Source organism: Xanthomonas arboricola pv. juglandis, from assembly GCF_001013475.1.
GTDB classification, from domain to species: Bacteria; Pseudomonadota; Gammaproteobacteria; order Xanthomonadales; family Xanthomonadaceae; genus Xanthomonas; species Xanthomonas arboricola.
In genome coordinates, this window is record NZ_JZEF01000006.1 from 226,628 (window position 1) to 248,053 (window position 21,426).

Consider the following 21,426-nt stretch of genomic DNA (forward strand, 5'->3'; position numbering starts at 1 on the left):
GCCTGCGCTGTGCAGGCAGATGATCCGGACGGGGCCAGCTGGCCCCGTTCGCTTGTTGGCGGTTTCCACTCTCGTACAGGATCGAACGCCGCATGCTCCCCGCTCCACTGCGCAACATCGTCATCGTCATCGTCGGCGGCGGCACCGCCGGCTGGATGGCGGCCGCGGCCTTCGCGCGCGTGCTTGGCCCCGGCTTCAAGGTGCAGCTGATCGAATCCGAACAGCTCGGCACCGTTGGCGTTGGCGAGGCCACCGTGCCGCACATCAAGGCCTTCAATAACCTGCTCGGCATCGACGAGGCCGAGTTCGTGCGCCAGACCCAGGGCAGCTTCAAGCTCGGCATCGAGTTCGTCGACTGGCAGCGGCCCGGCACGTCGTACATCCATGGCTTCGGCACCCAGATCGGGCACCCGCTCGGGCTGCTGCCATTCCACCAGTACTGGATCAAGCAGCACGCGCGCGGCAAGGCGCAGCCGCTGGGCGCCTACACGCTCAACACCGTGGCCGCAGTGCGCGGCAAGTTCATGACCTCGGCCGGCGATGTGCCGGCCAATTCGCCGCTGGCCAACATCGCCTACGCGTACCACTTCGATGCCACGCAGTACGCGCGCTTCTTGCGCACCTACTCCGAACAGCGCGGCGTCACCCGCATCGAGGGCCTGGTCGAACAGGTGCAGCTGCATGCGGACACCGGCCACGTGCAATCGCTGCAGCTGGCCTCCGGGCAGGTCGTCAGCGGCGACCTGTTCATCGACTGCTCGGGCTTCCGCGGGCTGTTGATCGAAGAAGCCTTGCACACCGGCTACCACGACTTCACCCATTGGCTGCCGTGCGATCGTGCGCTGGCGGTGCCGAGCGAAAACGTCGGCCCGCCCACGCCGTACACGCGCTCCACCGCGCGCGCGGCCGGCTGGCAGTGGCGCATTCCGCTGCAGCACCGCACCGGCAACGGCTATGTGTATTCCAGCGCGCACATCAGCGACGACGAAGCCGCCGCCACCCTGCTCGCCAACCTGGAGGGCACGCCGCTGGCCGACCCGCGCCCGCTGCGCTTCACCACTGGCCGGCGCAAGCAGTTCTGGAACCGCAATGTGGTCGCGCTGGGCCTGGCCAGCGGCTTCCTGGAACCGCTGGAATCGACCAGCATCCATCTGATCCAGGCCGGCATTTCGCGGCTGCTGGAGCTGTTTCCGCGCGAGGGCATCAGCCCGGTGCTGGTGCAGCGCTACAACGACCGGCTGGCGTTCGAGTTCGACCGCGTCCGCGATTTTTTGGTGCTGCACTACCACGCCACCGAGCGCGACGACAGCGCGTTCTGGCGGCACTGCCGCACGATGCCGATCACCCCGGAGCTGCAGACCACGCTGGACCTGTTTCGCGACAGCGGGCGCTTCTACCGCAATGCCGAGGAGATGTTTGCCGAGATCAGCTGGGTGCAGGTGATGGTGGGCCAGGGCATCCTGCCGCAGGGTTACCACCCGCTGGTGGACCAGGTGCCCGATCACGACGCCGAACGCTTCCTGGCCAGCGTGGCGCAGACCATCGGCCACTGCGTGGATGTCATGCCCACCCACCAGCAGTTCATCGATCGCTACTGCAAGGCGGCTGCGCCGCGCTGAGCGACGCCACGGCAGGCGCAATCGCCACATTCACCGATCGGCAGGCAAAAAAAAGGATCGGGCACAAGGCCCGATCCCTTCGAAAACCGGGACAAGCCCGGTGGACAATGAGTGGCACAGCTTCCGACTGACATCGGACGAGGGGCATCGTACGCAGGCTTTAACGTTAAAGCAACACTTTAATTCTATCGATTTAACTTGTTGATTTTGCTTGCTTAGACATGGCCGGCGCGCGCCGGAGGCTCCGTCAGCGCTGCGCCACCGCCGCTTGAATCTCGGCCTGGATCGCAGCCGCCGCGGCGGCCGGATCGGTGGCCAGGCGGATCGGGCGGCCGACCACGATGGCATCGGCGCCATCGTTGAAGGCCTGCGCCACGCCCACGGTGCGTTGCTGGTCGTCGCCGACCGGGCCGCCGGGGCGGATGCCCGGGCAGACGATCGAAAACCCGGCGCCGGTGGCGCTGCGGATCGGGCCGGCTTCCTGGCCGGAGGCGATCACACCGTCGATGCCGGCCGCCTGTGCGGCCAGCGCGCGCTCCACCACCACCTCCACCGGCTCGCGGTCGATGCCCATCGCGGCCAGGTCCGGGCGCCCCATCGAGGTCAGCACGGTCACCGCCAGCAGGCGCATGTCGCCGTGGTTGGCCTCGGCGGCGGCCTGCAGCATGCCGGCGTGCCAGCCGTGCACGGTGCAATAGCTCACCGGCCACTGCGCCAGGCGGCGGATGGTGCCGGCCACGGTGGCGGGGATGTCGAAGAACTTCAGGTCCACGAACACGCGCTTGTCGCGCCTGGCCAGGGCGTCGAGCACCTGGAAGTACTCGCCGGAGGCCAGCAGTTCCATGCCGATCTTGTAGAAGGACACCGACTCGCCCAGGCGGTCGACCCAGGCGATCGCCTCGTCGTGGCCGGGCACATCCAGCGCGAAGATCAGCCGCTCATGCGCGGCCAGCGGCAGCGGTGCGCGGCTCATCGGGCCACCTCCAGCGCGGCGCGCTTGGCGTCGTGGCGCTGCTGCCAGGGCTGGCCGTAGTCGTTGTTGAACTGCGCCGGCTCCCAGCCGCCGTAACTGGGGTTGGGCAGCATCCACCAGCGCTCGCCGAACCAGTCGTGGTACTGCTGCAGCAATGCGCCCCGCGCCTGGCTGGTGTTGGCGGTGACCTGCACGAAGTCGCCGAGCTGGTCGCCGAACTGCATCAGCACGCGGTACGTCTGCCCGGCCAGCTGGCGCCGGCAGTTCTTCTCGCTGCCGTTCTGCTCGCAGCCCTTGACCACCGTACCCAGGCCCAGAAACACGCTGTCGTCGGCCACCGGCAGCCCGACGCTGCGCAGGTTGGCCAGCGTGGCGTCCTTGAGGTGCACCGCGCGGTTGGAGATGTAGATCAGGGTGATGCCGCGCGCGTTGGCCGCCTTTGCGAAGTCCACCACGCCCGGGACCGCGGTGGCCTTCTTCTCCGCCACCCACTGGTCCCAGCTCAGCTCGTCGTATTCCTTGCCGTCGCGCAGCAGGCGCGCCTGGTAGGGCGAGTTGTCCAGCACCGTTTCGTCCACGTCCAGCACCACCGCCGGCTTCAGCCCGCTGGCGGCATTGCCGCGCTCCTCGGGCACCAGCGCATCCCAGTTGGGCTGCTTCAGCGCAGCGTCCAGCTTGTCGGCAGCAGCGCGATAGGTCTGCTCGGCCACCGCGCGGTACTCCTCCGAGCGCTGCATCCACAGCACCGCATTGAGGTTGTCGTCGCCGGCCGGTGCGCTGGCGGCTGCGGGCTGCGGGGTGGTCTTGGCGGCGGCGCTGGCGGCCGCATTGGCGGACACGGCGGCGTCCTGCGCGCGCTGGGCCAGCTCCTTGTCGGCGGGCTTGCAGGCGCTTAGGGCCAGCGCGGTGCAGGCGAGCAGGGACAAGGGTGCGTAAAGCGAGGGGCGCATGGCATCCACCAGAACAGGAGCGGCAATGAAGACCGCGATTTTAGCGGGTTCGCGCCGCACCGCCCGCTCCAGCTGATGGCAGTGCCGCAGGCGCATGGAAGAAGACATCGCGATCGCGGGGTTCATGGCGATGCGCGAGTGCTGCATGCGCCTGCGCACGCTGCGGGCAACCGACCGCCTCCGCACCTGACCGCCTCTTCGCTTCCGCTGCCGATGCCGGCATCGCCGGCGGGATCGTAGCCTGAAGAACGCCGATGCAGGAACGGCATATCCTTGTGCGCTGATTGCCCCGGAGTCGCCCCCATGACAGAGACACCTTCCCCGCCCGTCCTCGACACCGCCCAGGCCCGCGTGCTCGGCTGCCTGATCGAAAAGGAGGCGACCACGCCGGATGCGTATCCGCTCACGGTCAACGCCGCGCAGGTGGCCGCCAACCAGAAGACCGCACGCGAGCCGGTGCTGAACCTGCAGACCGGCGTGGTGCATCACGCCCTGCGTCAACTCGAGACCCTGGGGTTGGTGCGCCAGCAGTTCTCCTCGCGCGCCGAGCGCTACGAGCACCGGCTGGGCAGCGTGCTGGACCTGACCCGCCAGCAGGTCGCCCTGATCGGTCTGTTGCTGCTGCGCGGCCCGCAGACGCTGGGCGAGCTGTTCGCGCGCAGCGAGCGGCTGACACGCTTCAACGATGCCGACGACGTGCGCCACCATCTGGACCGGCTGATCCAGCGCGGCCTGGCCGTGCAACTACCACGCGCCAGCGGCCAGCGCGAAGAGCGTTATGCGCATCTGCTCAGTGGCGAGCTGGATGTGGAGGCCTTGCAGGCTGCGGCCGCGCGCGCTGCGCCAGGCCCTCGCAGCAACGCCGACAACAGCGAGCTGGACGCGCGCGTGCAAACACTGGAAGCCACCGTCGCCGAGCTGCAGGAGGCGCTGGCCACGGTGCAGGCGCGCCTGGAGGCGGCGGGCGCCTGAGCGCGACGGTCTGCGCCTGGAGATGCCCGCTGCACGTCGCCGCCCACGCCGATCGCAATGCACGCACCGACCGGCCCGGCTACCGGACGAGGGGCCCTGCCAGGCGGTGATGGCGCAGGTTGCGCCCCGGCCCCGCTTACGTCGGCGTATCCACCTCGTCCCAGTCGGCGTCTTCGAAGTGCAGCAGCCAGTTGAGGGCGTAGTGCCGCTCGTAGACCACCGCCCGGCACGATGCCGGCCGGCGGCGGTTGCTCGCTCTGGCCGGCCTGGCGCACTGCCCAGTGCAGGCGCAAGTGCCGGTCCAGCGCATCCAGCAGTTCGGGCACCGGCCGTAGCGTCAGCGACGGCCGCGTCGCCGCGTCGGCATGCTCCAGCGCGCGCTGGGCAGCCAGGGGCACATCGCACAGGTCGGTCGGCTCCGGCAGCGCCTCGGCCAGCCCCAGGGCCCACTGCAGCACGGCCAGGCTCTCGTAGCGCCAGCCGAAGTTGGCGAGCTGCTGCGGCTCCGGCGCGGGTTGGGCAAAAAAGGCGCGCTCCTGCGGCGACAGTGCCGCCGCCACGCCGGGCAGGCGGGCGTCCATCTCTTCCAACGCCGGTGGCGTATCGCCGGCGGCCAGCATCTCCGCGCGCAAGGCCACCGCAAACAGGCCCAGCATGCGCTGCGTCACCGTCGCAGCATCGCGCACCCGCGCTTCGGCCTCGCCAGGCACCGGCGGCAGGCCGGGTGGCACGCGGATGCCTTGCGCGGTCAGCTGCGCAAGTTGCTGCGCACGCCGCTGCAAGGCATCCGGCGGATACGGCACCTGCGCCTGCGCATCGATCGCCGGCTCGCCCTGGCTGATCAGCACCCGCCCGTGCGGATCGCGCACGCTGCCGTCGGCCAGGAAACACACCGCATTGGCTTGCTCGGCCCACTGCGCCAATTCCCCGAACGCCGCATCGTCGACCTCGAACGTGAAGTGTTGACGCACCCGCTGTACATGCCGCATCAGGTGATAGCGCGGCTGGGTCATCTGGCCGTCGCCGGCCTGGTTCACGTAGCCGACAAAACCGTGCAGATGATTGGCCAGTTCCGGATCGGCGTGGTCGCGGTGCTGCACGGCGGCGCGCGGCAGGAAATCCGGCCACACCGGCTCGCGCAGCGTGGAATAGGCGTTGACCAGCAATGGCATGCACGTGTCCTGGTTGGGGCGACGGACACCACGATGGCGCTCATCGCCAGGCAGCTGCGGTCGGTGCGCGCAGTCTCCTGTGCCAGGTGTGCACCGGAGTTCTTCCGCGCCGTCCAGGCTGCGCTGACGACTGCTCGCTACGTTGTGCCGGCCGCGTTCAGCGGTGAGCGTCGCCGCCAGGGTGCCGCAGGCCTGCCCGGCTGTCCATGTCGGCGGGGCCCAGCTCGATCGTGTAATACAGCACCGGATCGGCCTCCTGGCTCAACACGCGCAGGCCTTGCCGCTGCAGCCCGAGTTTTTCCAGCGCGCGGATCGAATCGACATTGCCTGGCGACACGATCGCGCACAGCTGCGACAACCCCAGCACATCGCGCGCATGCGCCAGCACCGCGCGCCCGGCTTCGCTCACAAACCCCTTGCCGCGATGTTCGGGCAGCAGTGCAAAGCCGATATGCGGCACCGGCAAGGTATCGCGGCACAACAAGCCCAACGTGCCGGCAAAGGCGCCCTCGGCGCGCGTCTCCACCGCCCAGTGCGCAAAGCCGTAGCGTTGCTGGTGCGCCTGCGCCCACTCGCGCAGATGATCACGCGCCTGCTCGCGGGTCCGCACACCGCGGTCGTTGATGCCGGCGATGAAACCGGGGTCGTTGACCAATGCCAGCACCGCATCGGCATCGCGCTCGGGGTCGAGCGTGCGCAGGCGCAAACGCGGGGTTTCGATCACGACGGTCACGGCGCACTCCGGCATCAGGGCAACCCAGCCTGCCGTGCAGACGTGTCGCTGGCAAGCCTGCGTAGTACGCAACAACCGCTAGTCGAACAACGCCTGGATCGCCGCCAGGCCCGCGCTGGCGCGCTCCTTCTTGCGCTCGGCATCGGCCACCGGGTCGGCGCCATCGCGCTGCAATTCTTCGGCCGGGATCTCGTCGAAGAAGCGGCTGGGCTTGAGCCGCACATGCTCGCCGAACTTGCGCGTCAACTTGCTGTGGCTCATCCACAGCTGCTCCTTGGCACGGGTGATGCCCACATACAGCAGCCGGCGTTCTTCCTGCAGGTTGCCTTCTTCCAGGCTCACTTCATGCGGCAGCACGCCGTCTTCGCAGCCGACGATGAACACATAACGGAATTCTAGCCCCTTGGACGCGTGCATGGTCATCATGCGCACCTGGTTGCCGCCGTCGTCCTTGTCGTTGCGCGACAACAGCGCCAGCTGCGCGGCCAGGTCGCTGGCACTGGCACCACGCGGGCCGCCTTCGAACCACTCGGCCAGCTCGTCCAGATTGCGCTTGCGGCGCTGGAAGCCGGTGTCGTCCTTGGACTGATTGCGCAGGTCGTTGAGCAGGCCGGATTTTTCGGCCAGCATGCGCACCAGTTCTCCCGCCGGCAGCGTGGCCGAATGCTCGCGCATATCGCGCAGGATATCGGTGAACGCACTCAGGCCATTGGCCGCACGCGGCGGCAGGTGCTGCAGCGCGCCCATCGACTCGGCCGCGCGCGACATCGGTACCGACTTCGCACTGGCGAGCTCGGCCAACCGCGCCAGCGAGGTCGCCCCGACCTCACGCTTGGGCGACTGCACGGCGCGCAGAAACGCGGCGTCATCGTCGGGATTGACGATCAGCCGCAGCCACGACAGCACGTCCTTGACTTCCTGCCGCTCCAGAAACGCGGTGCCACCGGTCAGGTGATACGGCACGCGCAGCAGCTGCAGCGCCTTTTCCAGCGGCCGCGATTGAAAATTGCCGCGGAACAGGATGCAGAAATCGCTCCACGGCACCTGCTTGGCGGTCCCCAGGAACGAGATCTCGGCGGCAACCTTTTCCGCTTCGTGCTCGCTGTCGCGGCATTCCCACACGCGGATGCGCTCACCATCGGCCTGGTCGCTCCATAGCGTCTTCAGGTGTTCGTGCGGGTTGTGCGCGATCAAGGCATTGGCCGCACGCAACACGCGGTTGGAGCAGCGGTAGTTCTGTTCCAGCTTGATGATTTCCAGCGCCGGATAATCGCGGCCCATCTGCTGCAGGTTTTCCGGATTGGCGCCACGCCAGGCGTAGATGCTCTGATCGTCGTCGCCCACGCAGGTGAAGTTGCCGCGTGGCCCGGCCAGCATTTTCAGCAACCGGTACTGCGCATCGTTGGTGTCCTGGCACTCGTCCACCAGCAGATAGCCGATGCGCTCGCGCCAGCCCAGTACGATCTCTTCGTTGGCCTCCAGGATCTGCACCGGCAGGCGGATCAGGTCGTCGAAGTCCACCGCGTTGAACGTGGTCAGCCGCGCCTGATAACGCTCGTACAGGCTGGCGGCTTCCTTTTCGCGATTGCTGCGCGCTGCCGCCATCGCCTGTTCGGGAGACAGGCCGGCGTTCTTGGCGCGCGAGATCAGGTTCTTGGCATCCTCGATCGCATCCGGCTTGGCGCCGTGCATCAGGTCCTTGATCTGGGCGGCGGCATCGTCGGAATCGAAGATCGAAAAGCCGCGCTTCAAGCCGGCAGCGGCGTGCTCGATCTGCAGGAACTTCAGCCCCAGCGCGTGGAAGGTGCAGATGGTCAGGCCATCGGCGCCATCGCCACGGATGCGCTTGGCCACACGCTCGCGCATTTCCTTAGCCGACTTGTTGGTGAAGGTGATCGCGGCGATGCGCTTGGCCGGATAGCGGCCGGTGGCGATCAGGTGCGCGATCTTCTCCACGATCACGCGCGTCTTGCCGCTGCCGGCGCCGGCCAGCACCAACAGGGGACCTTCGCAGTGCAGCACTGCGGCGCTTTGCGGGGGATTGAGACCGTGCATAGAGACTTCCAACAGAGCGGGCCATTGTACCGGCGCCGCGTCGGGCAGGCCTGCGCCGCCGGTTCATGCAGATGGCTGTCACCGCCGGCCGCCCGGCCCGGTAAAATCCCCCGATGGCCAAGCTCTACTTCTACTACTCGGCAATGAATGCCGGCAAGACCACCACCTTGCTGCAGTCCGCGCACAACTACCGCGAACGCGGCATGCGCACCCTGATCCTCACGCCCAAGCTCGATCACCGCGCCGGCAGCGGCGTGGTGGCCTCGCGGATCGGGCTGCGCGCGGATGGGCGCACCTTCGATCGCAACACCGAGTTGCAGCAGCTGATCGAGCGCGACATCCAGGCCGAAGGCGCGCTGCACTGCGTGCTGGTGGACGAGGCGCAGTTCCTCAATCGCGGCCAGGTCTGGCAGTTGAGCGAGGTGGTCGACCGCCTGCGCATTCCGGTGCTGTGCTACGGGTTGCGCACCGACTTCCGCGGCGAGCTGTTCGAGGGCAGCCAGTTCCTGCTGGCCTGGGCCGACGAGCTGGAGGAGATCAAGACCATCTGCCACAGCGGCAGCAAGGCCACCATGACCGTGCGCGTGGACGCGCAAGGGCACGCGGTGCAGGACGGCCCGCAGGTGGAGATCGGCGGCAACGAGCGCTACGTGTCGGTCAGCCGCGCCGAGTTCAAGAAGATCATGCGTGGCGAAGGGCGCATCGACCCGTTGCAGATCGCATTGCCGCTGCCACCGGCGGGCGCATAACGCCCACGCCCTGTTGGAGGGCAGCGCGATGCTGGACGGGTTGCCCGCGGCTGGCAACGCCGATCGTCCACGGACCGGCCATCGACATGGCCACCGACGCGGGTGGCATGGCGTGCCAACGTCGTTTCGCACCTGGCGACGCGTTGAATACGCGCAACTGCAGCGACGCACGGCGGCCGTTACCCGATCCCGCCCGATGGACCTGATGCGCGCTCGCGATCCTCCAGCTCCCGGATGATTCGGCATTATCGGCCCGGTATTTACGTGCCAGCGGACGGCTAACCCCGGCGGGGCGGCAGCTGAAGAATTCAGCCGGATGCTCTTGGCGCGCTGGCCTGATATGCGCTTGTGATGCGTCGCTAAACCCTTGCAGGCATGCGGTCGCCACTGCATCTTCGCTACACATCAACAGGCGTATCGTTGCGGGGCCGTTGCAGCGATCCGCGCGCAACCAGGCGCAACCACAGTCCTGTAAACTGGCGACCATCCACTTGTCGGGAGGCAATTCATGGGTCCGCTTCCTCCCGAGTTACGCGCAGATATCGCGCGTGTTGGCCGGCTATCGTCGGTCCCCGATGTCCTGACCATTCTCACCCGCCTGACCGGCATGGGGTTCGCGGCTGTTGCGCGCGTGACCGATACGCGCTGGATCACCTGCCAGGTCCGCGACGAGCTGTCGTTCGGCCTGGCGCCCGGCGACGAGCTGCCCCTGGTCACCACCTTCTGCGACAGCGTGCGTACCCAGGGCAACGCGTTGTGGTTCGGCCATGCCTCCGAGCACCCGGTCTTCCGCGATCACCCCACGCCGCGGCTGTACGGTTTCGAGAGCTATGTCTCGGTGCCGATCAAGTTCGACGACGGCAGCGTGTTCGGCACCTTGTGCGCGCTGGACCCGTTGCCGCGCGTCATGGACGCGCCGATGGTGGAAAAGGTCGAGCTGCTGGCGCAACTGCTGGCAGCGCAGATCCAGGCCGAACAACGCGCCGAAGAGAGCGCGCAGGAATCGCGGCGCGCACGCAGCGAACTGGGGCGTATCGGCGCCTCTGCGCGCCTGCGCGAAGAGTTCATCGGCATCCTTGGCCACGATCTGCGCAACCCGCTGCAGTCCATGCATGCGGTGGTGGACATGCTGGCGATCGACCCGCTCAACCAGCGCCAGGGTGGCGCGATCCGGTCGATGCAGCGCAGCCTGCGGCGCATGGAAGAACTGATCGACTTCGCCAACGATTTCGCGCGCGGTATCGAACGCGACTGGCTGCAACTGGACTACGGCAACGGCAGCGATCTGCTCGATGCCTTGTCGCAGGTCGTCGACGAAACCCGCGCCGCGTATCCGAACCAGGTGCTGTCCACGCATGTGGCCATCGACGAGCCGGTGCATGGCGATGCGGTGCGCCTGGCGCAGATGTTCGGCAGCCTGATGATCAACGCCGTGGTGCAGGGGCAACAGAGTTCGCTGATCAAGGCGGTCGCGGTCACCGAGCAGGGCCGCCTGCGCATCGAGGTCTGCAATCTGGACGGGATCGATCCGCGCCGGCTCGACGTGCTGCAGGCCTCCACCCACGTGCACACCGGCGGACGCGCCTTGCCCGAAGTGGATCTGGGCCTGCACATGGCCGCCCAGATCGCCCGGGCCCATCAAGGCGAACTGCGCATCCTCAGCGGCAAGGACGGCACCTGCTTCCGGGTGGACCTGGCCTGCGTGCGCCCGCGTGCGCGCATGCAGTTGGTCAACAGCGCGACGTCGGCCTGAGTCCGCGGCGCCTGGTCGACGCATCCGCGAGTGTGCGGCTGCAACGCAGCCGCGGTCGACATCCGAAATCGGCGGCCTGTCGTCACTGCGCCATCCGCACCTGCCTGACAATCGCTTTCCTTATCGGTCGCGCGACGTCCCTGTGCGCTAGTAGATCTTGCGCTCGCTCGCCGGTGGCGGCGTCCACTGGTACAGCCAGGTTTCGGTCAGCGGCTTGCCGTTGGCGCGCAGGAACAGGCGGATATCGATCTGCCGGGTGCTGTCATCCGGCGGCACCAGGTCGAACATCGCCCGATAGCCCTTGAGCTCATGCAGCGGACGCGCCGACACGATCTCGGTGCTGCCACGCGACACCTGGAGGATGGCCTCGACCTTGGCTTTGGGGTCCTTGGCCAACGCAGCCAGTTCGCCACCGGCAAAATCCACCGCAAACCGCCACGAGAAATGGCTGCGCTTCTGCCCGACGATGCCGCCCAGGCCGGTGCGCGTGGCCACGCAATGCGCCAGCGGCGAGCTGGCCGGCGGATGCGCGCCCCAATACAACCGGTACCCCATCAGCAACTCTTGCCCCGGCTGCGGCTTGTCCTGCGGATTCCAGAACGCCACGATGTTGTCGAAGGTCTCGTCCACGGTCGGAATCTCGACCAGTTGCACCGAGCCCTTGCCCCAGCCGTTCTTGGGTTCCACCCACAGGCAGGGGCGCTTCTCGTAGAACACGCCGTCGTCCTGGTAGTGGTCGAAGTTGCGATCGCGCTGCAGCAGGCCGAATCCGCGCGGATTCTCATCGACGAACATGTTGAAGCGCAGCTGCGGCGGATTGCACAACGGCCGCCAGATCCACTCGCCGCCGCCGGTCCACATCGCCAGGCCATCGGTGTCGTGGATTTCCGGCCGCCAGTCCCAGTCCATGCGGCGATCGTTTTCGCCGACCTGGTACATGCTGGTGCATGGGCCGATGCCCAATCGCTCGATGGTCTTGCGCGGATAGAGCGCGCTGTCGATCTCCATCACCAGCACCTCGCCATTGGTGATGGCAAAGCGATACGCACCGGCAACGCTGGGCGAGTCCAGCAGCCCGTACACCACCACGGTGTTCGAATCGTCGGCCGGCTGCTCCAGGTAATAGGCAATGAAGTCCGGGAACTCCTCCGGCCCACCGGTACCGGTGTCGATCGCCAGCCCGCGCGCCGACTGCCCATACTGGCCTTCCTTGCCGACCGCGCGGAAATAGCTCGCGCCCAGGAAGGCCGAGAAATCGCGATCGGTGTCCTTGCGCGTGTTGAGACGGAACCCGGCAAAGCCCAGGTCCTTGGGCAACTGCTTGCCGCCCAGCCCGCTGCTGCCGTAATCGAACGCCGCCGGGTCGTACGCAAGTTGCTGCGCCTGGCCGTCGACGATGTCGTAGATATGCACGGGGGTGTGGAAATACAGCCCCAGATGGAAGAACTTCGCCTGGAACTTGCCGTTGCCGTCGGCCCATAGCGCATGGTCCTGGCGGTAGCGGATCGACTGGTATTGATCCCAGTTCAACGCTTCCAGCGACCCGGGAAGCAGCTGCTTATGGCTCTTGTAAGGCACCGTGGCCAACGCACGCGCCTGCCCCTTGAGCCAGCCATAGTCGAATGCCTGCGGCTGCCCCAAGCGACGCAGTCCAACGGCCTTGGCCGCCAACGCCCACTGCGGCAGCGCCGGCAAACCGAGCGCGGCCAATGCGGCGGCGGCATTCTTCAGGAAGTGGCGTCGTTGCATGCGCATCGGTCTGCTCAGGGAATGGCCGCCATCATAGCCACAGCTCGGCACGGAGGTGAATGCGGGGGTCAGGGCGCGGCAGAGACGAAGGCGCGCACGCATTGGTCAGCTGCAGCTCCTGCGCCTTGCTGCACAGGAACTGGTGTTGCGCCTGCTGCGCGTCGGGTCCGGTGTAGCGCAGCAAGGTCCATTGCTCGTTCGCCTGCATGCGCTCGCCCGGCGCCAGCTGCCGGTACGGTGCGTGCACTTCCATTTCCAGCAGCCCGCGCTCGGGATGCGGCGGCGGCGCGTCCAGATACAGCTCCACCTGCCCTTGCTCCGGATGGATCGCGGACAGCGGCTGATGCGCAAAGCGGATCACCAGCACCTGGTCGCCCGCAAAGCCCGCCATCCAGCCTGCCGAAGGCTGCAACAACACCTTGCCGCGCTGAATCAGCCCGTCCTGTCGTACAAAAAGAAACCCTCAGTCCTATTGGACTGAGGGTTTCGGGTAAAGCCCCTGGCGATGACCTACTCTCGCATGGCTTGAGCCACACTACCATCGGCGCAGCTGCGTTTCACTTCCGAGTTCGGGATGGGATCGGGTGGTTCCACAGCGCTAATTTCACCAGGGAGACGGTTGGAGCAGCGCTTAATAGCGCTCGTCTCGCATAGGTAACTTGTGACGTAGCTTGCGTTTGGTGATCTACCAACGTTCGTTGGGACCAAGGCAACTTGAGGTTATATGGTCAAGCCGCACGGATCATTAGTATCAGTTAGCTCAATACATTGCTGTACTTACACACCTGACCTATCAACCACATAGTCTATATGGTTCCTTTAGGGGGCTTGTGCCCCGGGAAGTCTCATCTTGAGGCGCGCTTCCCGCTTAGATGCTTTCAGCGGTTATCGCTTCCGAACATAGCTACCCGGCAATGCCACTGGCGTGACAACCGGAACACCAGAGGTTCGTCCACTCCGGTCCTCTCGTACTAGGAGCAGCCCCTCTCAAACTTCCAACGCCCATGGCAGATAGGGACCGAACTGTCTCACGACGTTCTGAACCCAGCTCGCGTACCACTTTAAATGGCGAACAGCCATACCCTTGGGACCGACTACAGCCCCAGGATGTGATGAGCCGACATCGAGGTGCCAAACACCGCCGTCGATATGAACTCTTGGGCGGTATCAGCCTGTTATCCCCGGAGTACCTTTTATCCGTTGAGCGATGGCCCTTCCATACAGAACCACCGGATCACTAAGACCTACTTTCGTACCTGCTTGATCCGTCGATCTTGCAGTCAAGCACGCTTATGCCTTTGCACACAGTGCGCGATGTCCGACCGCGCTGAGCGTACCTTCGTGCTCCTCCGTTACTCTTTAGGAGGAGACCGCCCCAGTCAAACTACCCACCATACACGGTCCCTGATCCGGATAACGGATCTAGGTTAGAACGTCAAGCACGACAGGGTGGTATTTCAAGGATGGCTCCACTGCAGCTAGCGCCACAGTTTCATAGCCTCCCACCTATCCTACACAGACGAACTCAACGTTCAGTGTAAAGCTATAGTAAAGGTTCACGGGGTCTTTCCGTCTTGCCACGGGAACGCTGCATCTTCACAGCGATTTCAATTTCACTGAGTCTCGGGTGGAGACAGCGCCGCTGTCGTTACGCCATTCGTGCAGGTCGGAACTTACCCGACAAGGAATTTCGCTACCTTAGGACCGTTATAGTTACGGCCGCCGTTTACTGGGGCTTCGATCAAGAGCTTCGCCTTGCGGCTGACCCCATCAATTAACCTTCCAGCACCGGGCAGGCGTCACACCCTATACGTCCACTTTCGTGTTTGCAGAGTGCTGTGTTTTTGATAAACAGTCGCAGCGGCCTGGTTTCTGCGACCCTCTTCAGCTATAGCTCGCATGAGCCACCAAAAAGGGTGCACCTTCTCCCGAAGTTACGGTGCCATGTTGCCTAGTTCCTTCACCCGAGTTCTCTCAAGCGCCTGAGAATTCTCATCCTACCCACCTGTGTCGGTTTACGGTACGGTCTTCGTGAGCTGAAGCTTAGGAGCTTTTCCTGGAAGCGTGGTATCAGTGACTTCGCCATAAAGGCTCGTCTCGGTGCTCGGTCTTAAAGGATCCCGGATTTGCCAAAGATCCAAACCTACCGCCTTTCCCCGGGACAACCAACGCCCGGTACACCTAACCTTCTCCGTCCCTCCATCGCACTCACGCGAGGTGCAGGAATATTAACCTGCTTCCCATCGACTACGGCTTTCGCCCTCGCCTTAGGGACCGACTAACCCTGCGTCGATTAACGTTGCGCAAGGAAACCTTGGGCTTTCGGCGTGCGGGCTTTTCACCCGCATTATCGTTACTCATGTCAGCATTCGCACTTCCGATACCTCCAGCAGACTTCTCAATCCACCTTCGCAGGCTTACGGAACGCTCCTCTACCGCGCATAAAACAAGTTTTATGCACCCCAAGCTTCGGTTCACTGCTTAGCCCCGTTAAATCTTCCGCGCAGACCGACTCGACCAGTGAGCTATTACGCTTTCTTTAAAGGGTGGCTGCTTCTAAGCCAACCTCCTGGCTGTCTATGCCTTTCCACATCGTTTTCCACTTAGCAGTGAATTTGGGACCTTAGCTGTGGGTCTGGGTTGTTTCCCTTTTCACGACGGACGTTAGCACCCGCCGTGTGTCTCCCGGATAGTACGTACTGGTATTCGGAGTTTGCAATGGTTTGGTAAGTCGCGATGACCCCCTAGCCATAACAGTGCTCTACCCCCAGTAGTATTCGTCCGAGGCGCTACCTAAATAGCTTTCGAGGAGAACCAGCTATCTCCGGGTTCGATTAGCTTTTCACTCCTAATCACAGCTCATCCCCGTCTTTTGCAACAGACGTGGGTTCGGGCCTCCAGTACCTGTTACGGCACCTTCACCCTGGCCATGACTAGATCACCCGGTTTCGGGTCTACTGCCCGCGACTATGCGCCCTTATCAGACTCGGTTTCCCTTCGCCTCCCCTATACGGTTAAGCTTGCCACGAACAGTAAGTCGCTGACCCATTATACAAAAGGTACGCAGTCACTCTTGCGAGCTCCTACTGCTTGTACGCACACGGTTTCAGGATCTATTTCACTCCCCTCTCCGGGGTTCTTTTCGCCTTTCCCTCACGGTACTGGTTCACTATCGGTCGGTCAGGAGTATTTAGCCTTGGAGGATGGTCCCCCCATATTCAGACAGGGTTTCACGTGCCCCGCCCTACTCGTCTTCACTGGAGTGGCCCTTTTAAATACAGGGCTATCACCTTCTATGGCCAATCTTTCCAGATTGTTTTTCTAAAGCCATTCCAGCTTAAGGGCTGCTCCCCGTTCGCTCGTCACTACTTAGGGAATCTCGGTTGATTTCTTTTCCTCCGGTTACTTAGATATTTCAGTTCACCGGGTTCGCTTCCAGCAGCTATGAATTCACTGCAGGATACTGCCGAAGCAGTGGGTTTCCCCATTCGGATATTGCCGGATCAAAGCTTGTTGCCAGCTCCCCGACACTTTTCGCAGGCTACCACGTCCTTCATCGCCTCTGACCGCCTAGGCATCCACCGTGTGCGCTTATTCGCTTGACCATATAACCCCAAGTTGCCTCGGAGTTACATGTTGTGTTGTGTGGGGTACAAAGCCACCAACGCGAACATACGACTCAATTATTTAGGGACTCGAAGTCCCCGCCTTAGCCTCAACGACACGTTTAGATAGATATCTCAAACGCTCGCTACGTCACAAGTTATAAAAGAACATGTATCAGCCTCAACGCTGATCCATATAAATTCTTAAGTGTGCACTACATTCAGAGTGGTGGGTCTGGGTAGACTCGAACTACCGACCTCACCCTTATCAGGGGTGCGCTCTAACCACCTGAGCTACAGACCCGAAGTCTTTTCACTCAATATGGTGGAGCCTGTCGGGATCGAACCGACGACCCCCTGCTTGCAAAGCAGGTGCTCTCCCAGCTGAGCTAAGGCCCCAAAAGGGACTTCGCATACCGACCTGTGCCGGTATGAATCTCTGAATGCAGGTAATTTGTGAGGACGCCCGCAAGACGATGACGTCATGCTCAAAAGGAGGTGAGCGTCTTTCCGTGTAGCGAGCCGCCCATCATAGCCGGCTTTTCCGTTTCGTCAACACCCTAAATCAGGGAATTTTCGAACCCTTTTCGCTCTGGTTCCGCGTTTGCGGGGCCGTTGCGTCGGGGGAGGCGAACTATAGGCCCAACCGGAGAGTTTGGGAAGGGGTTTGTGAAAAAAATTTCACGATTTTTCCATTCCCGCGCGGTGACACGTCCTGATAGTCCGCTATGGCAAGCCGCTGATCCGGCTCATGCATCCCGGTGCACCTATATAGATGTCACCGCAGAGCGGAGGTTGCCGCCATGCAGCAACCCTTCGCAGCTCAGCCGCTGACCAGCGCTACGCGGGCGAAGTTACGCTTGCCCACCTGGAAGACGCCTTCGAAGCCTGGCCCGAACTGGCGTGCCGGATCTTCGACCACTTCGCCATCGATCCTGACCGCTCGCTCCTTGAGCTTGCGCGTGGCCTCCGAATTACTCGGCGTCAGGCCGGCTGCGGTGAGCAGGCTTGCGATCCGCAGACCCTCGGCAGGTACAGCGACCTGCTGCAGCGGCAACAGGCTGGTGTCGCCCTGCCCTGTCACTACCGCGTGCCAGCCGGCGATGGCCTGCTCCGCGGTAGCAGCGTCGTGGAAACGTGCGGTGAGTTCCCGCGCCAGCCGCAATTTGACCTCACGCGGGTGCAGTTCACCCGAGGCGACCTGCGCCTTCAAACGCTCTGCTTCGGCCACGCTGATGTCGAAAGACAGCAGATCGATCCAGCGCCAGGTCAGCTCGTCGCCGATCTTCATGGTCTTGGTGACGATGTCGATGGCCGGCTCATTGATGCCGATGTAGTTGCCCAGCGACTTGGACATCTTGGCCACGCCGTCCAGGCCTTCCAGCAGCGGCATTGTCAGCACGACCTGCGGAGCCTGGCCGTAGTGCTCCTGCAGGCCACGGCCCATCAACAGGTTGAACTTCTGGTCGGTACCGCCCAGTTCGACGTCCGCCTTCAGGGCGACCGAGTCGTAGCCCTGGACCAACGGATACAGGAATTCGTGGATGGCGATCGGCTGCTGGCCAGTGAAGCGCTTGGCGAAGTCGTCGCGCTCGAGCATGCGCGCCACCGTGTGCTGCGCGGACAGCTTGATCATGTCCGCCGCGCTCATCTGGCCGAACCACTCGGAGTTGAAGCGCACCTCGGTGCGTTCGCGGTCCAGGATCTTGAAGACCTGCTCCTCATAAGTGCGCGCGTTGGCCAGCACATCGTCGCGGCTCAGCGGCTTGCGGGTGACGTTCTTGCCGCTCGGGTCGCCGATCATGCCGGTGAAGTCGCCGATCAGGAAGATCACCTGGTGCCCGAGCTGCTGGAACTGCCGCATCTTGTTGAGCAGCACGGTGTGGCCCAGATGCAGATCCGGCGCGGTGGGATCGAAACCGGCCTTGACCCGCAGGGGGACGCCTGATTTCAGTCGCGCTTCGAGCTGATCGAGCTTGAGGATCTCCTCGGCGCCGCGACCGATGAGTGCGAGGGATTCTTCGATAGTGGCCAACCACAGACTCCAGCGGCGTTTGCCGTCAACAACGTGAACGATGTTAAACGCGGGTTAATTCCGCGCCAAATGTAAATAAACGAACAGGCTCAATGGTTTGACGCGCTGTTACAGGCTGTCTATGGTACCGGCGATTGGGCTCGCACTTCGAGCCAGCGAGGAATTAGAACGATGCAGAACTCAGAGCAGGGCCGTGCACGCAAGCGGCGCTTTCACGAACGCCTCCACGTCCTCCACGACACTGCCCTGCATCGCAAGCTCAAGGCGCATCTGCCGGCGGCATTCAACGACCAATGGACACGCCGTCATTGGATCCATGCCAGCCTGTTCGCGACCATCGGTGCGCTGGTGGCCACGATTGTGCCGGGCTTCTCCAACGCCATCGACACCCCGCTGTCCAGCCATTCCACGCTGGCCTTGCCGCTGCCGCCGTTGGTGCCGAGCCGCAAGCAGCTGGCGCCGAGCACCGATTGGGAAATCCTGCAGGTCAAGTCCGGGCAGACGCTGAGCACCTTGTTCGGCGAGTTGGGAATCCCGACCGCGGTGATGTACCAGGTACTGGCGCATCCGGGCACCAAGGAGGCGCTGACCAAGCTGCGTCCGGGTGCGGAGATTGCCTTCGATATGCCGACGCCGGGCGAGTTGCGCGCATTGCGCTTCGACCGCGACGACAGCCACCGCGTGGAGCTGCGCCTGCTGGGCGACAGCGTGCGCGAGAACGTCACCGAGCGGGCGACGACCACGCGCACGGTGGTGGCAAGCGGGGAAATCAGCAGCTCGCTGTACGCCTCGGCCGGCAAGTCGGGGCTGTCCCCGGCGGCGGTGTCGGTCATGACCGACGAGATCTTCAAGTACGACATCGACTTCGACAAGGATCTGCAGCCGGGCGATCGCTTCAGCGTGGTGATGGACGAAACCTGGCGCGAGGGCGAGCGGATCAATACCGGCGACATCCTGGCGGCGACCTTTACCACCGGCGGCAAGACCTATACCGGCTTCCGTTTCGAGCGTGCCGGCAAGCCGGCCGAGTATTTCGACATCACCGGCCGGCCGTTGAAGAAGAGCTTCATCCGGATGCCGGTGGCCTACAGCCGCATCAGCTCGACCTTTGGCGCACGCAAGCATCCGGTGCTGGGCACCATGCGCATGCACAAGGGCGTGGACTACGCGGCAGCCTCGGGCACGCCGATCATGGCTGCCGGCGATGCGCGGGTGGTGTTCGTCGGCACCCAGCGCGGCTACGGCAATGTGGTGATCCTGGACCACGGCAGGAACTTCAGCACGCTGTACGGACACATGTCGCGCTTCGGCAAGATCAAGGCCGGCCAGCGCATCAACCAGGGCACGGTGATCGGCTATGTCGGCATGACCGGCCTGGCGACCGGCCCGCACCTGCATTACGAATTCCGCGTTGCCGGGCAGCAGCGCAACCCGATGTCGGTGACCATGCCGCCGCCCGAGCCCTTGCAGGGTGCCGAACTGGCCGCCTTCCGCGCGCAGACGGCGCCGGCGCTGGCGCGTATCGAAGGCATGGAGAAGTTGATCTACGCCGACGCCGGCAAGCCTGCCAAGGGCAAGCCGCGCGGTTGAGTGTCGGCGGCTGACTTCTCAGCCGCCGACCTGGCCATCGCCGGTCGGATGGCTGCGCACCTATTCGCGAAGGGTTTAGCTCACGCGATATCACGGCCAGAGCCGGGCTAAGGCTGGTCATAAGTGGGAACCCGGACGCCGACGCGACAGTCGGCACTGCGCGTATAGCGCTGCCTGGCGAGCGCACAGCCTATCGGCCCTGCCGCGCGAGGCGTGCAGGGCCGGTTGACTCTCCCACGCCGGCTGCACAAGCTGCATGACCACTGTGCAACTGGCTCTGGCATGTCTGCTCCGGAACACCTGGAATCCCCGCTCTACCTGGGCCTGATGTCGGGCACCAGCGCCGACGGCATTGATGCCGCACTGGTGCGCTTTGCCGATGACAGCCACCGCCGCTGCGAACTGGTTGCCGGCACGACCATGGCCTGGGAGCCGCAACTGCGCGAAACGCTGGTGATGCTGGGCCAGGGCGCCGACGTGATCGCCATCGATGCGCTTGGACACCTGGATGCGCAGGTGGGGCTGGCGTTTGCGGCCGCGGCCAATCAACTGATCCGCGACAGCGGCATCGCGCGTGGGCGCGTTCGCGCGATCGGCTCGCATGGGCAGACCATTCGGCATCGACCCAAGGCCGATCCGGCCTTCACCTGGCAGATCGGCGATGCCAGCCGGATTGCCGAGCACACCGGCATCACCACGGTGGCCGATTTCCGCCGTCGCGATGTGGCTGCCGGCGGTCAGGGCGCGCCGCTGATGCCGGCCTTCCATCTGGCCATGCTGGGCACGGGCGATGAAGATCGCGCAGTGCTCAATCTGGGTGGCATCGGCAACCTGACGCTGATCCCGTGCAATGGCGCGGTGCTGGGCTTCGATACCGGCCCGGCCAATGCGTTGCTGGACAGCTGGTGCCAACAGCATCGCGGCACGGCGTTCGATGCCGACGGTGCGTTCGCCGCCAGCGGGCGCGTCGATACCCCACTGCTGCAGGCGTTGCTGGCCGACCCGTGGTTTGCGCTGGCGCCGCCCAAGAGCACCGGACGCGAGCAGTTCCATCTGGACTGGGCGATGCAGGCGATGCGGTCGCTGGGAGACGTAGCGCTGTCTGCGGCCGATGTGCAGGCGACCCTGCTCGAACTGACCGCAGCCAGCGTCGCCGACGCGTTGCTGCGGCTGCAGCCCGATACCCGCCGGGTGCTGGTTTGCGGTGGCGGGGTGCGCAATCCGGTGTTGATGGCACGACTGGTAGCGCGACTGCCGGGCGTGGTGGTGGAATCCAGCGCGCGGCATGGGCTGGATCCGGACTACCTGGAGGCAATGGGGTTCGCATGGTTGGCCGCGGAGCTGCTCGCAGGCCGGGCCGCCAATCTGCCGTCGGTGACCGGGGCGGCCGGGCCGCGGTTGCTGGGGGCGATCTATCCGGCGTGACAGGCCTGGTCAGTGCGAGCGCCCGCATTCGCAGCATCCTCGCGCC

The 21,426-nt window shown here is 64.5% G+C and carries 12 protein-coding genes, 2 tRNA genes, 2 rRNA genes, 1 other RNA gene and 2 pseudogenes; 7 read left to right on the forward strand and 12 right to left on the reverse strand.

Annotated features, from left to right (window positions below; all coding sequences use genetic code 11):
- Positions 1-92: 92 nt before the first annotated feature.
- Positions 93-1,619 carry a tryptophan halogenase family protein gene (locus XARJCFBP2528_RS20180; protein ID WP_016904024.1) on the forward strand — a complete coding sequence of 509 codons (1,527 nt, stop codon included), beginning with the start codon at positions 93-95 and terminating at the stop codon, positions 1,617-1,619.
- A 247-nt stretch (positions 1,620-1,866) separates the two neighbouring features.
- Here the strand turns inward: XARJCFBP2528_RS20180 and pyrF are convergent, their stop codons facing one another.
- Entirely contained in the window at positions 1,867-2,592 is a 726-nt protein-coding gene (gene pyrF, locus XARJCFBP2528_RS20185) for an orotidine-5'-phosphate decarboxylase (protein WP_016904023.1), read from the reverse strand.
- Positions 2,589-3,551 carry a 5'-nucleotidase, lipoprotein e(P4) family gene (locus XARJCFBP2528_RS20190; RefSeq protein WP_026064699.1) on the reverse strand — a complete coding sequence of 321 codons (963 nt, stop codon included), beginning with the start codon at positions 3,549-3,551 and terminating at the stop codon, positions 2,589-2,591. Before XARJCFBP2528_RS20190 ends, pyrF begins: the two co-directional genes overlap by 4 nt.
- Positions 3,552-3,845: 294 nt before the next feature.
- Here XARJCFBP2528_RS20190 and XARJCFBP2528_RS20195 point away from each other — a divergent pair, with 294 nt between their 5' ends.
- Positions 3,846-4,514 (forward strand): YceH family protein, encoded by a 669-nt coding sequence (locus XARJCFBP2528_RS20195; protein WP_047125039.1) that lies wholly within the window; start codon positions 3,846-3,848, stop codon positions 4,512-4,514.
- Positions 4,515-4,650: 136 nt separating this feature from the next.
- On the opposite strand, the pseudogene XARJCFBP2528_RS20200 reads toward XARJCFBP2528_RS20195, so the two are convergent.
- Positions 4,651-5,686, reverse strand: a pseudogene (locus XARJCFBP2528_RS20200) (DUF4272 domain-containing protein).
- Positions 5,687-5,763: 77 nt separating this feature from the next.
- On the opposite strand from XARJCFBP2528_RS20200, the gene XARJCFBP2528_RS23015 reads away from it, so the two are divergent.
- A non-coding RNA gene (locus XARJCFBP2528_RS23015) (sX9 sRNA) lies at positions 5,764-5,839 on the forward strand.
- A 4-nt stretch (positions 5,840-5,843) separates the two neighbouring features.
- Here the strand turns inward: XARJCFBP2528_RS23015 and XARJCFBP2528_RS20205 are convergent.
- Together XARJCFBP2528_RS20205 and rep are read right to left on the reverse strand one after the other, a co-directional pair.
- Positions 5,844-6,434 carry a GNAT family N-acetyltransferase gene (locus tag XARJCFBP2528_RS20205; RefSeq protein WP_016904280.1) on the reverse strand — a complete coding sequence of 197 codons (591 nt, stop codon included), beginning with the start codon at positions 6,432-6,434 and terminating at the stop codon, positions 5,844-5,846.
- 63 nt (positions 6,435-6,497) lie between these two features.
- Positions 6,498-8,474: a DNA helicase Rep gene (gene rep / locus XARJCFBP2528_RS20210; RefSeq protein ID WP_016904281.1), complete on the reverse strand. Its 1,977-nt coding sequence runs from the start codon at positions 8,472-8,474 to the stop codon at positions 6,498-6,500.
- Between the two features lie 113 nt (positions 8,475-8,587).
- On the opposite strand from rep, the gene XARJCFBP2528_RS20215 reads away from it, so the two are divergent.
- Both XARJCFBP2528_RS20215 and XARJCFBP2528_RS20220 read left to right on the forward strand, forming a co-directional pair.
- A complete protein-coding gene (locus XARJCFBP2528_RS20215; RefSeq protein ID WP_016904282.1) occupies positions 8,588-9,223 on the forward strand; it encodes a thymidine kinase in 636 nt (211 codons plus the stop codon).
- Positions 9,224-9,731: 508 nt separating this feature from the next.
- Positions 9,732-10,976 (forward strand): GAF domain-containing sensor histidine kinase, encoded by a 1,245-nt coding sequence (locus XARJCFBP2528_RS20220; RefSeq protein WP_026064766.1) that lies wholly within the window; start codon positions 9,732-9,734, stop codon positions 10,974-10,976.
- A 147-nt stretch (positions 10,977-11,123) separates the two neighbouring features.
- On the opposite strand, the gene XARJCFBP2528_RS20225 is transcribed toward XARJCFBP2528_RS20220, so the two are convergent.
- The 7 genes and pseudogenes from XARJCFBP2528_RS20225 to tyrS all read right to left on the reverse strand — a co-directional run bounded on the left by XARJCFBP2528_RS20225 (position 11,124) and on the right by tyrS (position 18,365).
- Entirely contained in the window at positions 11,124-12,725 is a 1,602-nt protein-coding gene (locus tag XARJCFBP2528_RS20225) for an OpgD/OpgG family glucan biosynthesis protein (RefSeq protein ID WP_039510564.1), read from the reverse strand.
- A gap of 31 nt (positions 12,726-12,756) precedes the next feature.
- Positions 12,757-13,173 (reverse strand): annotated as a pseudogene (locus tag XARJCFBP2528_RS20230) (DUF4380 domain-containing protein); the annotation flags it as partial.
- A gap of 49 nt (positions 13,174-13,222) precedes the next feature.
- Positions 13,223-13,337, reverse strand: a 5S ribosomal RNA gene (gene rrf / locus XARJCFBP2528_RS20235).
- Positions 13,338-13,449: 112 nt separating this feature from the next.
- Positions 13,450-16,330, reverse strand: a 23S ribosomal RNA gene (locus XARJCFBP2528_RS20240).
- A gap of 227 nt (positions 16,331-16,557) precedes the next feature.
- Positions 16,558-16,634 (reverse strand) — tRNA-Ile (locus tag XARJCFBP2528_RS20245).
- 19 nt (positions 16,635-16,653) lie between these two features.
- A tRNA-Ala gene (locus XARJCFBP2528_RS20250) sits at positions 16,654-16,729 on the reverse strand.
- A 424-nt stretch (positions 16,730-17,153) separates the two neighbouring features.
- Positions 17,154-18,365, reverse strand: a complete 1,212-nt coding sequence (gene tyrS / locus XARJCFBP2528_RS20255; RefSeq protein ID WP_016901947.1) for a tyrosine--tRNA ligase — start codon at positions 18,363-18,365, stop codon at positions 17,154-17,156.
- 171 nt (positions 18,366-18,536) lie between these two features.
- Here tyrS and XARJCFBP2528_RS20260 point away from each other — a divergent pair, with 171 nt between their 5' ends.
- Both XARJCFBP2528_RS20260 and XARJCFBP2528_RS20265 read left to right on the forward strand, forming a co-directional pair.
- Positions 18,537-19,955 carry a M23 family metallopeptidase gene (locus XARJCFBP2528_RS20260; RefSeq protein WP_016901948.1) on the forward strand — a complete coding sequence of 473 codons (1,419 nt, stop codon included), beginning with the start codon at positions 18,537-18,539 and terminating at the stop codon, positions 19,953-19,955.
- 282 nt (positions 19,956-20,237) lie between these two features.
- Positions 20,238-21,380 (forward strand): anhydro-N-acetylmuramic acid kinase, encoded by a 1,143-nt coding sequence (locus tag XARJCFBP2528_RS20265; RefSeq protein ID WP_016901949.1) that lies wholly within the window; start codon positions 20,238-20,240, stop codon positions 21,378-21,380.
- Positions 21,381-21,426: the final 46 nt, after the last annotated feature.